The sequence below is a fragment of the Bradyrhizobium sp. USDA 4510 genome, from assembly GCF_054059095.1.
Map to the genome: position 1 here is coordinate 2219763 of NZ_JBSSBT010000001.1, position 16514 is coordinate 2236276.

Here is a 16514-nt window from a genome sequence, read left to right on the forward strand (position 1 = left end):
CGAGGCAAGACACTCAGGGATGTCGGCATCGCCATGATACTGGTCATGGCGTCAGTTTCGTCTGAGACCGCGCGTGCCGACGAGGCCGGCGTCTCATACTGGCTTACCGGCCGCTTCGGCAGCCTCGCTGCGACCCCGCAGGTCCCTGGCTGGTCGATGGCGGAGGTCTACTATCACACCAGCGTAAGTGCATTCGGCAATGCCGCGGCCGCCAGGGAGATCCAGGTCGGCAGAATCCCCGCCGCGGCTAACGTCAACCTAAACCTGCATCTCAACGCGCAGGCGGATCTCATCCTTCTCAATCCCACTTATACGTTCGCAACGCCGGTGCTGGGTGGCCAACTTGCCATCGGCGTGACCGGGCTGTTCGGACGGTCGAGCGCGGATCTTGCGGGGACGCTGACGGCGGCCGTCGGTCCGCTGGCGACAACCCGCACCGGCAGCTTCGGCGATTCGATCACATCGGTCGGCGACCTCTACCCGCAGGCGACGCTGAAGTGGAACGCCGGGGTGCACAATTTCATGAGCTATGTAACGGGAGACATCCCGGTCGGAGCATACAGCCCGAGCAGCCTTGCCAATCTCGGCATCGGTCACGCGGCCATCGATGCCGGCGGCGGCTACACCTACTTCAACCAGCAGGCGGGCCACGAATTTTCCGCGGTCGCGGGCTTCACCTACAATTTCAAGAATCCGGATACCCAGTACCAGAGCGGGGTCGACTTCCATCTGGATTGGGGCGCCTCCCAATTCCTGTCAAAGCAGGTTTTCGTTGGCCTGGTTGGATATGCCTATCAGCAGGTCACCGACGATTTCGGCCAGCACCCTGTCCTGGGAGGCTTCCGGTCCCGCGTGCTTGGCGTTGGTCCGCAGATCGGCTTCCTGTTTCCCGTAGGCGACATGCAGGGTTATCTGAATCTCAAAGGGTATGGAGAATTTGCAGCAGAGAATCGCCCGGCCGGCTGGAATACCTGGTTGACGTTCTCGATCTCTCCGATGGCGCCGACCAGCACCGTGACGCCGACCCGACGGGTCGTGACAAAATAGCAGCGCTGCTGGCGCCTTCGATTGTGCCGAGATCACGCCACTATGGGCCGCAACCGTGTCGATGCCCGCCGTTCGGACGCCGCCCGGCAATTTTAGCCGACGCCGGTTCGATACGCGGGCGTCGTGATTGTCAGCAGGGTCCACGCTGCCAATCCTCGGCCGATTGGTTTCAGCCGCGCCAACCCGAAAGTGGAGTCGATGTTACCGGATACGCCGTCGGTCAGTCAGTCTCTCAAGTGATTTCTCAAGCGGCCGCGCCCGCATTTCTGCTTGGCGCATTGGCGGCCTTTATCGCGGTGCTGATTTCCCGCCTGAACCGGATCATCGACAGGTCGATTTACCTGAACCAAATTTCGGATCAGGATCAGGCGAGATGCCGGCTCAAGGCAGACCTGCCGCGTCTTGCTCGGCGCGCCACCATGATCAATCGCGCGATCTTCTGGTCCATCATGGGAAGCATTTCGATCAGCGTTGTCATCGTCGTCGGCTTTGTGAGTGCGTTCCTTCACATCCAGCACGAGCGGGGCGTTGCCATTCTCTTCATTGTTGCCGTTGTGGCTTTCATCGTGTCGTTGGTCGATTTCGCGCGAGAGGTCCGAATTGCCCTGAGCGAGTTCGATCACTACGGCTAGACGCAACGCATTGATACGTGCATGCCTTAACGCGCACGCGCGGCAAATGTCGTGAGCGCTGCCACCATCAACTCCGGCGCTTCCTGCGCGACGCAATGTCCGACACCGTCGAACGTCCAGCGGCTCGCATGCGGGATCAGCGCCGCGGCGCGGTCGGCCATTTCCTTGTAGATTGGCCATGACTGCTCGGTGGTCGCGATGCAGACCGGGCAGGCAATGTCGGAGAACCAGGGGAACGGATTACCGCGGGCGTCGCCGGTGTAGATTTGCTCCATGGCCTGGAAGATCGGCCCGAGCAGGGCCGACTCGATTTCCGGCGTACAAAGCAGCCGCATGCGGCCGTCGCCGAGCCGCGCAAAGCCGTGATGGACATAGGCCCACAGCGACCGTTCGGTCCATGGTGCGAAGGCCGGCGCGGCGCGCAGCCGCTGGAACAGATCGTCGGCGCTGTCGAACTCGGCCCGGCGGCGCAGCACGCCCTGCACCGAGCCGTTCGCGATGTCGCTGAGGTCTCCGGCGCGCGGCGCGCGCGGATCCATCGCGGTCGGCTCCGTGACATGCAGGCGCGCGAAGCGACCGGGCATCAGTCTGGCTGCGAGCAGCAGGTCGGTTGCGCCGGCACTGTGACCGATGCCGTAGATGTCATGGAGGTCGAGGCGCTCCACCACCATGCGGACGTCTTCGGCAAAATCCTGGAAGTGATAGCGATCGGCCGGCGGCTTGTGGCTCAAGCCATGGCCGCGGCGGTCGAGCGCGTAGACCGTGTAATCGGCCGCCAGCGCCTCTGCGACCTCGGTCCACACCTCCGCGACAAAGCCTGTACCGTGCAGCAGCAGCGCCGGCGGCTTGTCCGAGGCCGGCTCGCCCCATTGCGCCACCGCAACCTGTGCACCGGCATCGCCAACCAGGAAGCGCTTCGGGGCGTTCATCGTCGCTCTATCGCGCATCCTGCAGGATCATCGCCGCCGCCTTCTCGGCGATCATCGCCGTCGGCGTATTGGTGTTGCCCGAGGTGATGGTCGGCATCACGGAGGCATCCGCGATACGCAGGCCGTGCAGGCCGTAGAAGCGCAGCCGCTCGTCGACCACGGCCATCGGATCGTTGGCCGTTCCCATCTTCGCGGTGCCGACGGGGTGGAAGATCGTGGTGCCGATGTCGCCGGCAGCCTTGGCAAGCGAGGCATCGTCGTCGCCAACCGAGGGGCCGGGCAGGAATTCCTCGGGATGATATTTCTCCAGCGCCTTTTGCTTCATCAGTCTGCGCGTGGTGCGGATTGCGTCGGCCGCGACCTGGCGGTCGTCGTCGGTCGACAGATAGTTCGGCGCGATCGACGGCTTGTCGTCGGGAACGGACGATTTGATGCGCACGGTGCCGCGCGAGCTCGGCTGCAGATTGCAGGCGCTCACCGTGATCGCGGGGAAGCGGTGCAGCGGATCGCCGAACTTGTCGAGCGACAGCGGCTGCACGTGGAACTGGATGTTGGCGCGCGAGCGCGTCACGTCCGAGCGCGTGAAGATGCCGAGCTGCGACGGCGCCATGGTCAGCGGCCCGCGGCGGCGAAATGCGTAGTCGAGGCCCATCAGGCCGCGGCGAACCAGATTGTAATAGGTCTCGTTCAGCGTGCGCACGCCGGAGACCTTGTAGATCGCGCGCTGCTGCAGATGGTCCTGCAGATTATGGCCGATGCCCTGCACGTCGAGCACGATGTCGATGCCGAGCGGCGACAGCCATTCTGACGGACCAATGCCGGAGCGCTGCAGCACCTGCGTGGTTCCGATCGAACCGGCGCAAAGGATCACTTCACCCCGGGCGCGCGCCTCCACCGTCTCATTGCCCTGCCGGAACAGCACGCCGGCGGCGCGGCCGCTCTCGATCACCAGGCGGTCAACCAGCACGTCGGTTTCGAGCCTGAGATTGCTGCGGTTCAGCACCGGCTTGAGGAAGCCGCGCGCCGACGACCAGCGCCGGCCGCGCTTCTGGTTGACGTGGAAGTAGCTGGTGCCCTCGTTGTTGCCGGTGTTGAAATCCGGGATGCGCTTGATGCCCATCTCCTCGGCGGCATCGCCGACCGCGTCGAGGATCTGCCACGACAGCCGCGGCGCCTCGATGCGCCAGCCGCCGCCGACACCATGATGCTCGCTTTCACCGAGGAAATGATCCTCCAGCCGCCTGAACGCCGGCAGCACGTCGCTGTAGCTCCAGCCGGTGAGGCCGAGCTGCCGCCAGTGGTCGTAATCCGCGGCCTGGCCGCGCATCGAGATCATGGCGTTGATGGCGGAGGAGCCGCCGATCACCTTGCCGCGCGGATAGGCGAGCGCGCGGCCGTTGAGGCCGGGCTCGGCCTCGGTCTTGAACATCCAGTCCGAGCGCGGGTTGCCGATCGCGAAGAGATAGCCGACCGGGATGTGAAACCAGATCCAGTTGTCCTTGCCGCCGGCTTCCAGCAGCAGCACGCGCTTCTTCGGATCGGCCGACAGGCGGTTGGCCATGATGCAGCCCGCCGTGCCTGCGCCGACGATAATGTAGTCGAAATCACCCTCGAGCCTTCGCGGCATGTCCTCGTTCCCGGCAAGCGTCTTTTGTTGGGTTCTTATTAGTCAGACGCAGCGGGCCGACACAAGCCCGGCAGTGGATGCCGGGCGTGCGCTGGATGATCAGGGGCGGCTCGGTTCGGCCAGTGTGACCTCATGGCTCGCGCGGGGAACACAGACGATCAGCGTCAGCATGCCGATGCCGAGCACGGCGCCGACGAGGGCGAGCGGTGCGTAGATGCTCCCGGTTGCGGCAGTCATCCAGCCGATCAGGGCAGGGCAGACCGCGCCGCCGAACGAGCCGATCGCCGAGATCAGCGCGATGCCGCCGGCCGCGGCGCTGCCCTCCAGCATCGCGTTCGGAATCGTCCAGAACAGCGACAGGATCGCGAAGATGCCGATCGAGGCGACGGCGAGCAGCGTGACGGTCAGGAGCACGCTGTCTTGCGCGGCCTGCAAGGCGATGAAGCAGGCCGCTGCGACGAGGCCGCAGCAGACCACGTGCCAGCGCCGTTCCCGTGTGCGGTCGGAGCTGTAGCCGATCAGCACCATGCCGATCGCGGACGCAACCGAGATCGCGCCGCTCAGCCAGCCGATCTCGGTGGTGGTCGCCACGCCGACGCGTTTCAGCAGCGTCGGAGTCCACAGCAGGATGGTGTTGAGCGAGCAGAAGAACGCGAAGTAGATGAAGGAGAGCAGATAGACGCGCGGCTCGCGCAGCGCCGCCGCGAAGCTCCGCGTGGTGCCGGGAACAGCGGCGCGGTCGCGGGCGAGGTCGCTTGCGACCTGCCGCCGCTCGTCGGCGCTCAGCCAGCTCGCGACCTGCGGTCCGTCGGCGAGGTAGAAATAGGCGCCGATGCCGAGCAGCACGGCCGGGCCGCCTTCGAGGATGAACAGCCACTGCCAGCCATGCAGGCCATGGACGCCCTGCATGTGATCCATGATCAGGCCCGACACGGGACCCGCGATGACGCCGCCGAGCGGCACCGCCATCACGAACAGGCTCGTCATGCGGCCGCGTACGCGATCCGGGAACCACAGCGTCAGATAATACAGGATGCCGGGGAAGAAGCCGCCCTCGGCGGCGCCGAGCAGGAAGCGCAGCAGATAGAGATGATACTGGTTCTGCACCAGCGCGAGCAGGATGGTGACAGCACCCCACAGCACCATGATCCGCAGCAGCGTCTTGCGGACACCGACCTTGACCAGCAGGAGATTGCTCGGCACTTCGAGCGCGACATAGCCGACCGAGAAGATGCCGGCAGCAAGCCCGAACACGGCGTCGTCGATCTGCAGGTCGTGCAGGAATTGCAGCTTGGCAAAGCCGATGTTGAAGCGGTCGATGATCGCAACCGTGTAGCAAGCCAGCAGGAACGGGATCAGGCGCCAGGCGATCCGTCCATAGAGCCGCGAATGGGCCGCATCCTGCATGAAAGTCTCCTCAAGTGATTATTTGATTGTTTGTTGGTGCCGCGACGGCGGTAGGCTCCCTCGCCCCGTTCTTAGGGGGAGAGGGTTGGGGTGAGGGACCGTCTCCCCATAGACGGTGACAGCAACCCTCGCGGAGGCTCGCCCTCACCCGGAATGCATCTAGCGATGCATTTCCGACCTGTCCCCGCAGGCGGGGCGAAAGAGCCCGTTGCTCCGATCGAGTGCGCGCGGCTAGCCTGCCTTCGCGTTCGGCGGGAACTCCAGCATCGCTTCGCCGGCCGCGACCGTCTCGCCGCGTTGGTTCTGTACGGCGACGTCGACCAGCACCCAGCGCGACTTCGCGGTCGTTTGCTTGGCTTTGATGGTGCCGGCCGGGCGGATGGTGTCGCCGGGCTTCACCGGCTTCAGCCAGCGCGTCTCGAGCCTGCGATGGATCGCGCCGGCAGGCGTTGCCCAGTCGGTCAGCATGCGCGAGATCAGGCCGAAATTGTTCATGCCGTGCATGATGATGCCGCCGAAATTGGTCTTGCCGAAATCGCCCTTCATGTAGTTGTCGTCGAGATGCAGCGGGTTGTAGTCGAGCGACGCGTCGCAGAACAGGCGGATCGATTCGCGCGAAACCGCAAATGCCGGGCCGTCGATGGTGTCGCCGGCCTTGAGAGATTCGAAATTCGCCGTGGTCATGGTGATCCTCCTTACATCGGACGGATGGTCTGGCCGCGACCCGAGCAGATCACGTCGCCATGCTGGTTGAAGAAGACATTGTCGTGCACCACGAACAACCGCTCACGCTTGATGAACTTGTCGAGCGCGCGCGCCTGCAGGGTGATGGTGTCGCCGGGGCGTGCCGGGATGTTGTAGCTCCACGACTGCCCGGCATTGACGGTGCCCGGCGAGCGCATCCAGTCGTCGGCCGGCGTGCAGGCGAACATCAGCAGGATATGGATCGCGGGCGGCGCGATCAGCCCGCCATAGGGCCCGGCCTTGGCGGCTGCTTCGTCAAGATAGAGCGGATTGGTCTCGCCGACTGCGCGGCAGTACAGCGCGATCGCTTCCTGCGTGAGCTTGTAGGGCAGCGTCTTGCGCGGCTCGCCGGGGACGATGTCGTCCCACACCTTGCGCAGCTTCGCGTCTTTCCAGAAATCGGTTTCGAACGGGGTGGCCGCAGAACTTTCTGCTTGCGCCATCGTGCATCCTCCTGCTATTGAGTTCGCCAGGCGAACAATTCATTCGCTATATGAATTCACGCTAGCGCGGTCGGGAGCCCCTGACAAGCGCGCAGGGCCGCGTCATGTGCAGGCAGCCATGCGGGCTGCGATGTCATGAGCGCGATGACGGAACCAGCTGGGCGCCCGCCATGAGCAAAGAGAGTGACGGCTTCGTGCGCGCGATTGCGCGCGGCTTCTCGATCATCGAGGCACTCGGCAAGCCGCCGGGGCGGCACACGCTGGCGGAGGCCGCCGATACTGCCGGCCTCAACCGCGCCACCGCGCGGCGTATCCTCGCGACCCTGATCGCGCTGAAATATTGCGCCTCCGACGGACGCTATTTCAGCCTGCGGCCGCGCGCGCTCGGGCTCGGCCTGTCGTATCTCAACGCGCTGCCATACTGGGGTCATGCGCAGCGCGCGCTGGAAAATCTGCGCAACGAGATCGGCGAGTCCTGCGCGATGGCGGTGCTCGACGAGGACGAGATCGTCTATGCGCTGCGCCTGCCTGCGCGGCGGATCCTCTCGGCCAATCTCGGCGTCGGCAGCCGGCTGCCCGCGCATCTGGTGTCGCTCGGCCGCGTCATGCTCGCGGCGCTGCCGCCCGGCACCCGCGAGGCTTATCTCGCGACCGGGGGCTTCAGGCAGGTCACGCCGCGCACGGTCACCGATCCGGAGCGTCTCGGCGAGTTGCTCGCACGGGTCGAGAGCGACGGCTATGCCTGGGTCGATGGCGAGCTCGATCCGGCGATCTGCGGCATCGCGGTGCCGTTGCGCGATCCCGCGGGCGCGGTGGTCGCCGCGCTCAGCGTCAACACGATCTCGGGAACGGTGAGCGAAGCCGGCGCGCGCAAGAAGTTCCTGCTGCCGCTGCGCCGCACCGCGCAGGAGATCCGCAGCCAGATGCTGACATCAGGGTAGGGGACGGCCGTTATCGACGCCTTTTCACCCGCTCCGGACCTGGATGGCTTTCCACGCCCATGCCGAATGAATAGTCTTTCGCCTTGCTGGCCGGGTGAACTGCCAAGGAAAATCGCGGCCACGTCAAAGTGCAGATCGATTGCTCAACTTGCCGGAGGATTGCCGTGGCCGACCCAGTCCGCGCCCCTTTCTATCACGACGGAATGCGTGAGTTGCAGGACCGCTTCGACGGTCGGCGTGTCGCCGACGGCCTCGAGAAGCATCGCCTCCACTTCGAGTTCTGGGAACAGGACCGCAAGCTCATCGAGGAGACGCGCTTCTTTTTCATCGCGACCAGCTATCAGGACAACGTCGATTGCTCGATGCGTTCCGGCGATCCCGGCTTCGTGAAGATCACCGGGCCTGATACGCTTGAATTCCCTGAGTACGACGGCAACAACATGTACCGCACGCTCGGCAATATTCACCGCAACCCGAACGTCGGATTGTTGTTTGTACGGCTCGACGGCAAGACGTTTCGCACGCGCATCCGAGGCAAGGCAACGATCCACGACAGCGCCGAAGTGCTTGCCGGGCATCACGGCGCGAAGGTCGTCGTGCGCGTCAAATGCGAGATCTTTCCAAATTGCCCGCGCTACGTTCCGGACCTGATGGGCGCCTCAGCGGACGTACCGGCGAATCTGTACGTGCCTCGGCCCGGGTACGAGCCGCCCGCCCCGGAATGGAAAAGCCGGGATTATCTCAAGGACGTGCTTTCGAAGTACGATCCGCATCGGAAACGTGACGCATAGCGGACAGCCGGGAACCGCATCCGGACGAGCGAGCAAACCGCGATCAGGGCAGCGGCGCCATGTAGGGAATGCTGCCGACCAGAGCGAACACCTGCACCGCGTTGCACAGCATGCCGCCCCAATGCAGCTGGCGCAGCCGCCGCACCGCGGTAGGATCACCCGAGTCTCGCGCGTCCGCCTCAGCATCGAGCCGCCGCAAGAACCATCGGCGCGCCAGCACCGCGAACGCCGCGATCAAGGCGATGCCAAGCGCAACGGCGAACCGGCCGGCCGTGGCAAAGGCGAGCGTGCCGATCACGCCCGAAACAGTGAGCACCAGGAAGTAGGCATTGAACATGCCGCGCAGCAGCCGTGTGACCGGCGGGACGTCGAGCTTCACGAGCAGGAACGCCGGCGCCGCCAGCAGGAAGTATCCCATCGGCACCAGCAGGATGATGGTGGAAAACAACACCGCCTGATCCGGCGTCATGCAGCCGCTCCCTGTTGGAAGGCGAGAGGATTTCGGTGCGGAAAACCTGGGGTAGTATCCGCGCCGGATATGTCCCGCACTATTAGGCTTTGGTCGGATGCGATGATATCAGGCCCGAGGTCTGCGCAAAGTCCAGCGAGGGACGGCCCGCATCCCGATTGCGAATGCAGGCCCCAGCCGCGAGCATGCCACATCCGTTTGGGTGGACCGGCTCTTGCATGCTAGAGATGACTTACGTCCAACCTTTGAGGCCAGAATTCTCATGCCCATCGTGAACCGCGTCGCCGATCTGCAACCCGATATCCAGGCCTGGCGCCGCGACATCCATGAAAACCCCGAGCTGCTCTACGATGTGCACCGCACTGCATCATTCGTCGCCGACCGGTTGCGCGAGTTCGGTTGCGACGAGGTCGCGACCGGGCTCGGCAAGACCGGCGTGGTCGGGGTCATCAAGGGCAAGAAGGGGCCGGCGAAGGGCGACGTCAAGGTGATCGGCCTGCGCGCCGACATGGATGCGCTGCCGATTCACGAACAGACCAATTTGCCCTACGCCTCGAAGACGCCGGGCAAGATGCACGCCTGCGGCCATGACGGCCACACCGCGATGCTGCTGGGGGCGGCGCGCTATCTCGCCGAGACGCGCAATTTCGCCGGCGAGGCGGTCGTGATCTTCCAGCCGGCCGAGGAGGGCGGAGCGGGTGCCGCCGCGATGATCAAGGACGGCCTGATGGACCGCTTCGGCATCGAGCAGGTCTACGGCATGCACAACGGTCCGGGGATTCCGATCGGCTCGTTCGCGATCCGCACCGGCCCGATCATGGCCGCGACCGATGCGATCGACATCAAGATCGAAGGGCTCGGCGGTCACGCCGCGCGTCCGCACAAATGCATCGATTCCGTGCTGGTCGGCGCGCAGCTCGTCACCGCCTTGCAGCAGATCGTCGCGCGCACCGTCGATCCGCTCGACTCCGCCGTGATCTCGATGTGCGAATTCCACGCCGGCAACGCCCGCAACGTGATCCCGCAGACCGCGGAGTTGCGCGGCACCGTGCGCACGCTGACCCGCGAGGTGCGCGACCTCATCGAGAAGCGCGTGCGCGAGGTGGTCGACGGCGTTGCGAAGATGACCGGCGCGAAGATCGATCTGACCTATGAGCGCGGCTACCCGGTCACCGTCAACCATGAGGCGCAGACCGAATTCGCGAGCCGCATCGCGCGCGAGGTCGCGGGCGCGTCCAACGTGCACGAGATGCCGCCGCTGATGGGCGCCGAGGATTTTTCCTACATGCTGGAAGCGCGGCCCGGCGCCTTCATCTTCTGCGGCAACGGCGACAGCGCCGGCCTGCATCACCCCGCCTACAATTTCAACGACGAGGCGATCGTCTTCGGCACGTCGTATTTCGTGAAGATCGTCGAGAACGCATTGGCGGCGTGAGGCTCACGCGTCCCATCGCACCGGCAGCGTCACCGGTCCGCGGAACACCCAGCCGCGCACGACCGGCGGCGCCTCCGCGCGGAGGCGCAGATTGCGCAGGCGCGCGAACAGCATCGGCGCCACGATCTTGCCGACGGTGAGCCGTGACACCCAGGTGCCGGCGCAGAAATGCGGTCCGGCGCCGAATGCCAGATGCGATTGCTTGGGCCGCGTCACGTCGAAGCGATCGGGCTCGACGAAGCGGCTGCCGTCGCGGTTGGCGGCGCCGACGCAGAGGCCGATCTGAAGGTCTTGCGGCAGCGTGGTGCCGGAGAGATCGACGTCGCGGGTGACGCGGCGCGGATACATGCCGATCGGCGAGATCCAGCGCTCCGCTTCCTCGAGCGCGGCCGGCCACAGATCCGGCTTTGCCAGCACGCTGTTCTTCTGCGGCGGGTTTTCCAGGAGGCCGAGCACGAGCGTCAGGATCGCGTCGCGCGGCTCGTTCAGGCCGCCGCCGATGATCACCTTGATGTTGGCGCGGATGGCCTCGATCGGCATCGGCGGATCGGCATTGATCATCGAGGACAGGACCGAAGGATTCGGCTGGCGGCGGTGATCGTCGAGCACCGCGTCGATCGCGGCATCGACCTCGGCGCTCGCCTGCATCGCCTTGCGCTCGATCTCGGCGTCGGCGGCGTAATTGCCCGCGCCGTCGATCAGCGCCTGCGACCACTCGGCGAGGGTTTGCCACGGCATCTTGCGAAACCCGATCATTGCCATCAGGCTGAGCGAGGCCATCGGCGCGGCAAGGGCGGAGAACAGATCGGCCTCTTCGGTCGCCAACAGATCATCGATCAGTTTTTCTGCGATCGCGGTGAATTGCGGCGCCCAATGCTCCTTGATTGTGGCCGGACGGAACGAGGGCTCGATCGCCTTGCGGCCGATCGCATGCTCGGCGCCGTCCTTGCGCATGAAGGTCGGCCCCATCACCTTGTTGACCAGCGAGGCCGGATTATCGGCCGAGTAGGTCGCGGGATCGCGCTCGATCCGCATGATGTCGTCGAAGCGCGTCACCAGCGTCAGCTTCGCGGGCGCGACGAAGACCGCCGGCGCGATCTCGCGCAGCCGGCGGAAGATCGGATAGGGGTCGTCGAGCAGATCCTGATACGCGATATCGGTAACGACAGGCACGGCGCTGGTCATTGGTCCTCCCGGAAGCGCTTTTTCGCCAAGGCTAGCTCCGGGTGCACGATCGCTCAATTCGATGGGATTGATCCGGACCATCGAAATATTCCATGACCTTGTGCTAGGCTGGGCCGCCAGCAATGCGGGAGGTGCAAGGGTGGCGGCCAATTCCTCGATCGATCCGATCGACATCGGGACTCTGCGGACCCTTGTGCTGGTCTATGACCTGCAGTCGTTCTCCGCCGCGGCCAAACGGCTCGACGTCAACCAGTCCACCATCAGCTATGCGATCGAGCGGCTGCGCGGCGCGCTGCATGACCCGCTGTTCGTTCGCAGCGGCAATGGCGTGACGGCGACCAAGCGCTGCGCGACGCTGGTTACCTGGGCGCGGGAGATGATCGGCGAGATCGACGGGCTTGCCTCACCGGCGGAATTCGATCCGGCGACGACGCAGGGCAGCGTGACGATCTCCTGCAACTATCACGAACGCCAGACCCTGATCCCGCAGTTCAGCACGCGGCTGCGCGCCGGCGCGCCGCAAGTCCGTCTCGTCCTGCTCGATGCCGCGGGCCACGGCGATGTCCATCTCAAGCAGAACCAGTGCGACATCGTGCTTGGTCCGGTCGGCATCGCCGGCGAAGGCTTCTTCCGGCGCCATATCCTCACCGACCACTACGTCTGCGTGATGGATCGGGCCAATCCGCTGGCGCGCGGCCGGATCGCGCTGTCGGCCTATGCCAGGGCCGAGCATGTCTTCATCACCCACAGCGGTGAGTGGCAGCCGCTCTATCTCGCGGCGCTGAGGGCGAGGAAGATCGAGATCGAGCCAGTGGTCAGCCTGCCCAACCACGACAGTCTGGAGCGCATCATCACAGGCACCAGGCTCGTCGCGACTATCCCGCATCATCTGGCGCGGGCGATGCGCGGCGGCCTCCATGTCGCTGCGCTGCCGTTCCGCGTGCCGATCTCGATCGACATGCACTGGGGCGCCAGGACGGCCAAATCCGGCTTGCACAAATGGGCGCGCGGCCTGCTGGCCGAGGTTGCGAAGGCCTGCGCCGCCTGAGCAAGGAGCCGGGCTGCAGGTCCAAAGCAAAAGGCCCGCACCGGAGTGCGGGCCTTTGTCCGGCGCGTTGCTGCGCCGAAAGCGTGGGGCGTCAGAACAGGTGGTAGAACACGTAGTACAGAACGCCCGAGATGATCATCGCGGCCGGCAGCGTCAGCACCCAGGCCATCGCGATGTTGCGGATCGTGGCCCATTGCAGGCCGGAGCCGTTGGCGGCCATGGTGCCGGCGATGCCTGACGACAGCACGTGCGTGGTCGAGACCGGCAGGCCGTAGCCGTCGGCCGCCGCGATCGTCGCGGCCGCCGTGATCTCGGCGCAGGCGCCCTGCGCGTAGGTCAGGTGGGTCTTGCCGATCTTCTCGCCGACGGTGACGACGATACGCTTCCAGCCGACCATGGTGCCGAGGCCGAGCGCGATGGCGACGGCGAACTTCACCCAGCTCGGGATGAACTTCGTCGCGGCATCGAGCGAGCCCTTGTACTGGTTCAGCGTGGCGATGTCGGCAGCGGTCAGCTCGGCTTCCTTGTCCTTCATCAGGAAACGGATCGCCTCGGACGCCAGGTACATGTCGTTACGGGTGTTGCCGACCGCGTCAGCGGGGAACTTGGCCAGCGATCCATACTGGGCAACCTGCTGGCCGATGTCGCGCACCAGCACCGCAAGCGACGGAAAGGTGCCTTCGTTGATCTGGTGCTGCGCGACATAGTTGGTCACAGCCGGGCGCGGGTTGCCGATCACGTTGTAACCGGCGGCCTTGCCTTCGATGACCTTGCTGGCCGCGGTCGAGTGCGCCGTGAACAGCTCGATCTGGCTCGAGGGCATTGCGCGGTTCAGCGCATAGGCGGTCGGCACGGTGCCGATCAGGATCAGCATGATCAGGCCCATGCCCTTCTGACCGTCATTGGAGCCGTGGAAGAAGCTGACCAGTGTGCAGGTCAGGATCAGGATGCCGCGGATCCACCACGGCGGCGGCTGGTCGCCGACCGGTTCGCCGAACAGCGCCGGCGTCGCGCGCTGCAGCGCGATCTTGAGGAGGTAGAGCAGGCCGGCGGCGAGCGCGAAGCCGAACAGCGGCGACAGCAGCAGCGCCTTCGCGATGTTGGTCGCCTGCGACCAGTCGACGCCCGAGGTGCCGTCACGGCCGCGCAGCAGCGCGTTGGTGATGCCGACGCCCATGATCGAACCGATCAGGGTGTGCGAGCTCGAGGCCGGCAGGCCGAGCCACCAGGTGCCGAGATTCCAGATGATGGCGGCGATCAAGAGCGCGAACACCATGGCAAAGCCGGCACTGCTGCCGACCTGCAGGATCAGTTCGACCGGAAGCAGCGAGACGATGCCGAACGCGACGGCGCCGCTGGAGAGCAGCACGCCGATCAGGTTGAACATGCCCGACCACACCACGGCGACATGCGCCGGCAGCGAGCGGGTGTAGATCACGGTGGCGACCGCGTTCGCGGTGTCATGGAAGCCGTTGACGAATTCGAAGCCGAGCGCGATCAGCAGCGCGACGAACAGCAGGATATACGGCAGGAACGAGGTGATGCGCGTGCCGGTGGCGTCGACATCGGCATAGATGCTGTAGGCAACGAACAGCAGCGCGGCCGCAACCACGCCCAAATAGATAACCCCGGTGAGAGGATGAAAGCCCTTGTCGAGGTCCGGACCCTTTTTCAGGGCGGGCTCGATCGAGCCGGGTAACGCCATATCGCTCATGGTAAACTCCTGTCCCAATGCTCCCGATTTTGATCGATGCATATGACAAGCAATTGAAATCCGGCCCGCGAGACGCGCGGTCTCCCGTGGCGGTGGACATCGAGCCGAAGTTTTGTGCAACGCATTGAGCGCGCACGTGGCTTCGCGGCCTCGTGGCAATCTTCAGCAAAAAGGGATTGCCGATCGCGACGGAAACCTCTGGCCTGCGTTTCGCGGGACGAGACAATGTGCGGAGGACATCACACCGGCATCCGGCCGGCCGGGCAGCCGGAGAATTCGGCGGGCGCCTGCGAGTGGAAGGTTGCGAAATGAGGGAGGGGGATTGAGAGATGAGGTGGCGCGCCGCACGATCGGGGCTAGCAAACCGCGCAGCGCGCCCGCCTCAGGGTACGTCATGGCGTGAACATGACGCCCGATACCTGCGGAACACGCTACCTTACCACGGATCAATTCAAGGTTGTAGGTATTTGTCCGCGTTTAGAACAATTTCTCGTTGCGATGTGGTTCCTCAGGTTCCGTCGGTTTTGCGGAACTCAGGCCGCATCGGCTGATCTGCGCAACTGGTGTGCGGCGATTTTCAGATCGTCGACAAAGCGCTGATATTCCAGCGCCTTGGCTTTTTCATCCGGCAGCCGCAACAGATAGGACGGGTGCACGGTGACGAGCACCTTGGTTCCGTCGCGGTCGATCAGATGGCCGCGGTTCTTGTTGATCGGCGTGATCTTGCCGAGCACGCTCTGCGCCGCGGTGGCGCCGAGCGCCATCACGAGGTCCGGCTTGATGGTGGCGAGCTCGCGCTCATACCACTGGCGGCAGGCGCGGATCTCCGGTGTGCTCGGCTTCTGGTGCAGCCGGATCTTGCCGCGCGGCACGAATTTGAAGTGCTTCACTGCATTGGTGACATAGACCTTGCGGCGATCGATGCCGGCTTCCTGCAGCGCTCGATCGAGCATCTGGCCGGCCGGTCCGACGAAGGGGTGGCCTGCGAGATCTTCCTTGTCGCCGGGCTGCTCGCCGACCAGCATCAGCGTTGCGCTTTGCGGTCCCTCGCCGAACACGGTCTGGGTTGCGTCTTTCCACAGCGGGCAGGCGCGGCAATCGGCGGCCTCCTCGCGCAAGGCCGCGATGATGTCGTGAGCTTGCCTGCCTTGAACTTGCTTGCCTTGAACTTGCTTGCGGGGCATCGGCGTATCCTGCCGCTTCTGCGGCTCGGCCGCCTTGCGTGCGATGAAGGGGCCGCTGGTCATGCGCATTGCGTCTTCGATCAGAGGCTTAATGATCGAGTCCTCGGGCAGGTTCCTCCAATAGGCTTGCGGCATCTCCATCACTTTCAGCCGTGCGGGATTGAAGCGGCCGTTGTCGTGACGCCGCCAGGCCTCCTCGAGCCGGTCCTCGGTCGGCACTTCGGATTTGGCGACGCCCGGCGTGATCGAGATCGCGTGCCCGTCCCAATGTGCGCAGACGTCGGGGGTCAGGATCGACCACGGCATGTCGGCGAAGCGGCCGGCGAAGAACGGCGCGGCAAGCTCGACGATGTGATGCTCCGGCTCGAACCAGGCGACGTAATGAGCCGTCCGCTCGCGGCCGATCTCGCGGAAGCGCAGATGCGCATGCATCCTGTCGATATCGACATAGATCGCGCGCGCCATCGCGTGGACCTCGGCGATATCGGGATCATCGGTCGCACTGAGCAGATCGTGACGGCTGCGCAGCCGCCACAGCAGGCGATAGAGCAGGGCAAAGCGTTCGTCACTGCGATGCAGGATCGCGGCCTTTGCGAGCTCGACGAATTTGGCCGACACATTGAACCGCGCCTGCGGCGTATCCGGCAATTCATTCACGCAGGATGCCGACGACAATTCGTCGTCGCTGCGTACGGTCCATGTGATCTCCGCGGGCTTCACATCGTTCAGCGCCAATCGCCGCGCGGCCTTGCGCCAGCCCTCGAAATCGGTGTCGTTGTCGAGCACGATGATGCGCATGCGATTGCTCCGTTTCCGTCACGCCGTCATTTTCGGGGCCTGCGTGCCTGACTTGCGGAAGATGAGGGCCTGTCCGGTTCGGCGGCTGCTGAATCCCATTGATTCCACTCATTAATCGAT

At 64.8% G+C, this 16514-nt stretch carries 15 protein-coding genes; 6 read left to right on the forward strand and 9 right to left on the reverse strand.

What is annotated here, in order from left to right:
• Window positions 1-45 precede the first annotated feature (45 nt).
• Window positions 46-1047 carry a SphA family protein gene (locus tag ACVMDN_RS09805; protein WP_456835288.1) on the forward strand — a complete coding sequence of 334 codons (1002 nt, stop codon included), beginning with the start codon at window positions 46-48 and terminating at the stop codon, window positions 1045-1047.
• 236 nt (window positions 1048-1283) lie between these two features.
• Window positions 1284-1679, forward strand: coding sequence for a DUF2721 domain-containing protein (locus tag ACVMDN_RS09810; protein ID WP_456835287.1), 396 nt, complete (start codon window positions 1284-1286; stop codon window positions 1677-1679).
• Between the two features lie 26 nt (window positions 1680-1705).
• Here ACVMDN_RS09810 and ACVMDN_RS09815 read toward each other — a convergent pair whose 3' ends face one another.
• The 5 genes from ACVMDN_RS09815 to ACVMDN_RS09835 form a co-directional block, all read right to left on the reverse strand.
• Window positions 1706-2608 carry an alpha/beta fold hydrolase gene (locus ACVMDN_RS09815; RefSeq protein ID WP_456835286.1) on the reverse strand — a complete coding sequence of 301 codons (903 nt, stop codon included), beginning with the start codon at window positions 2606-2608 and terminating at the stop codon, window positions 1706-1708.
• A gap of 7 nt (window positions 2609-2615) precedes the next feature.
• Window positions 2616-4235 (reverse strand): GMC family oxidoreductase, encoded by a 1620-nt coding sequence (locus ACVMDN_RS09820; RefSeq protein ID WP_456835285.1) that lies wholly within the window; start codon window positions 4233-4235, stop codon window positions 2616-2618.
• A 99-nt stretch (window positions 4236-4334) separates the two neighbouring features.
• Window positions 4335-5642: an MFS transporter gene (locus ACVMDN_RS09825; protein ID WP_456835284.1), complete on the reverse strand. Its 1308-nt coding sequence runs from the start codon at window positions 5640-5642 to the stop codon at window positions 4335-4337.
• A gap of 231 nt (window positions 5643-5873) precedes the next feature.
• A complete protein-coding gene (locus ACVMDN_RS09830; protein ID WP_057015675.1) occupies window positions 5874-6326 on the reverse strand; it encodes a MaoC family dehydratase in 453 nt (150 codons plus the stop codon).
• A gap of 11 nt (window positions 6327-6337) precedes the next feature.
• Window positions 6338-6829, reverse strand: a complete 492-nt coding sequence (locus ACVMDN_RS09835; protein ID WP_028331684.1) for a MaoC family dehydratase — start codon at window positions 6827-6829, stop codon at window positions 6338-6340.
• Window positions 6830-6999: 170 nt separating this feature from the next.
• On the opposite strand from ACVMDN_RS09835, the gene ACVMDN_RS09840 reads away from it, so the two are divergent.
• Both ACVMDN_RS09840 and ACVMDN_RS09845 read left to right on the forward strand, forming a co-directional pair.
• Window positions 7000-7770, forward strand: a complete 771-nt coding sequence (locus ACVMDN_RS09840) for an IclR family transcriptional regulator domain-containing protein (protein ID WP_076833082.1) — start codon at window positions 7000-7002, stop codon at window positions 7768-7770.
• A 164-nt stretch (window positions 7771-7934) separates the two neighbouring features.
• Window positions 7935-8561: a pyridoxamine 5'-phosphate oxidase family protein gene (locus tag ACVMDN_RS09845; RefSeq protein WP_253587398.1), complete on the forward strand. Its 627-nt coding sequence runs from the start codon at window positions 7935-7937 to the stop codon at window positions 8559-8561.
• A 43-nt stretch (window positions 8562-8604) separates the two neighbouring features.
• Here the strand turns inward: ACVMDN_RS09845 and ACVMDN_RS09850 are convergent, their stop codons facing one another.
• A complete protein-coding gene (locus ACVMDN_RS09850) occupies window positions 8605-9030 on the reverse strand; it encodes a hypothetical protein (protein WP_057015672.1) in 426 nt (141 codons plus the stop codon).
• Between the two features lie 262 nt (window positions 9031-9292).
• On the opposite strand from ACVMDN_RS09850, the gene ACVMDN_RS09855 reads away from it, so the two are divergent.
• Window positions 9293-10465 (forward strand): M20 aminoacylase family protein, encoded by a 1173-nt coding sequence (locus ACVMDN_RS09855; protein ID WP_057015671.1) that lies wholly within the window; start codon window positions 9293-9295, stop codon window positions 10463-10465.
• A 3-nt stretch (window positions 10466-10468) separates the two neighbouring features.
• On the opposite strand, the gene ACVMDN_RS09860 is transcribed toward ACVMDN_RS09855, so the two are convergent.
• Window positions 10469-11650, reverse strand: a complete 1182-nt coding sequence (locus ACVMDN_RS09860; protein ID WP_456835283.1) for a cytochrome P450 — start codon at window positions 11648-11650, stop codon at window positions 10469-10471.
• 139 nt (window positions 11651-11789) lie between these two features.
• On the opposite strand from ACVMDN_RS09860, the gene ACVMDN_RS09865 reads away from it, so the two are divergent.
• Complete coding sequence (locus ACVMDN_RS09865; RefSeq protein WP_057015750.1) at window positions 11790-12698, forward strand: LysR family transcriptional regulator; 909 nt, start codon at window positions 11790-11792, stop codon at window positions 12696-12698.
• 91 nt (window positions 12699-12789) lie between these two features.
• On the opposite strand, the gene ACVMDN_RS09870 is transcribed toward ACVMDN_RS09865, so the two are convergent.
• Window positions 12790-14412 carry an inorganic phosphate transporter gene (locus ACVMDN_RS09870; protein WP_057015669.1) on the reverse strand — a complete coding sequence of 541 codons (1623 nt, stop codon included), beginning with the start codon at window positions 14410-14412 and terminating at the stop codon, window positions 12790-12792.
• Between the two features lie 533 nt (window positions 14413-14945).
• Window positions 14946-16394: a UdgX family uracil-DNA binding protein gene (locus tag ACVMDN_RS09875; protein WP_168856438.1), complete on the reverse strand. Its 1449-nt coding sequence runs from the start codon at window positions 16392-16394 to the stop codon at window positions 14946-14948.
• Window positions 16395-16514 lie beyond the last annotated feature (120 nt).

What these genes read in the sequence shown, in the direction of transcription:
- ACVMDN_RS09860 (WP_456835283.1), bottom strand. Translation starts at nt 11,650, where the DNA reads ATGACCAGCGCCGTGCCTGTCGTTACCGATATCGCGTATCAGGATCTG.
- ACVMDN_RS09855 (WP_057015671.1), top strand. Translation starts at nt 9,293, where the DNA reads ATGCCCATCGTGAACCGCGTCGCCGATCTGCAACCCGATATCCAGGCC.
- ACVMDN_RS09850 (WP_057015672.1), bottom strand. Translation starts at nt 9,030, where the DNA reads ATGACGCCGGATCAGGCGGTGTTGTTTTCCACCATCATCCTGCTGGTG.
- ACVMDN_RS09870 (WP_057015669.1), bottom strand. Translation starts at nt 14,412, where the DNA reads ATGAGCGATATGGCGTTACCCGGCTCGATCGAGCCCGCCCTGAAAAAG.
- ACVMDN_RS09805 (WP_456835288.1), top strand. Translation starts at nt 46, where the DNA reads ATGGCGTCAGTTTCGTCTGAGACCGCGCGTGCCGACGAGGCCGGCGTC.
- ACVMDN_RS09815 (WP_456835286.1), bottom strand. Translation starts at nt 2,608, where the DNA reads ATGAACGCCCCGAAGCGCTTCCTGGTTGGCGATGCCGGTGCACAGGTT.
- ACVMDN_RS09820 (WP_456835285.1), bottom strand. Translation starts at nt 4,235, where the DNA reads ATGCCGCGAAGGCTCGAGGGTGATTTCGACTACATTATCGTCGGCGCA.
- ACVMDN_RS09830 (WP_057015675.1), bottom strand. Translation starts at nt 6,326, where the DNA reads ATGACCACGGCGAATTTCGAATCTCTCAAGGCCGGCGACACCATCGAC.
- ACVMDN_RS09840 (WP_076833082.1), top strand. Translation starts at nt 7,000, where the DNA reads ATGAGCAAAGAGAGTGACGGCTTCGTGCGCGCGATTGCGCGCGGCTTC.
- ACVMDN_RS09835 (WP_028331684.1), bottom strand. Translation starts at nt 6,829, where the DNA reads ATGGCGCAAGCAGAAAGTTCTGCGGCCACCCCGTTCGAAACCGATTTC.
- ACVMDN_RS09825 (WP_456835284.1), bottom strand. Translation starts at nt 5,642, where the DNA reads ATGCAGGATGCGGCCCATTCGCGGCTCTATGGACGGATCGCCTGGCGC.
- ACVMDN_RS09875 (WP_168856438.1), bottom strand. Translation starts at nt 16,394, where the DNA reads ATGCGCATCATCGTGCTCGACAACGACACCGATTTCGAGGGCTGGCGC.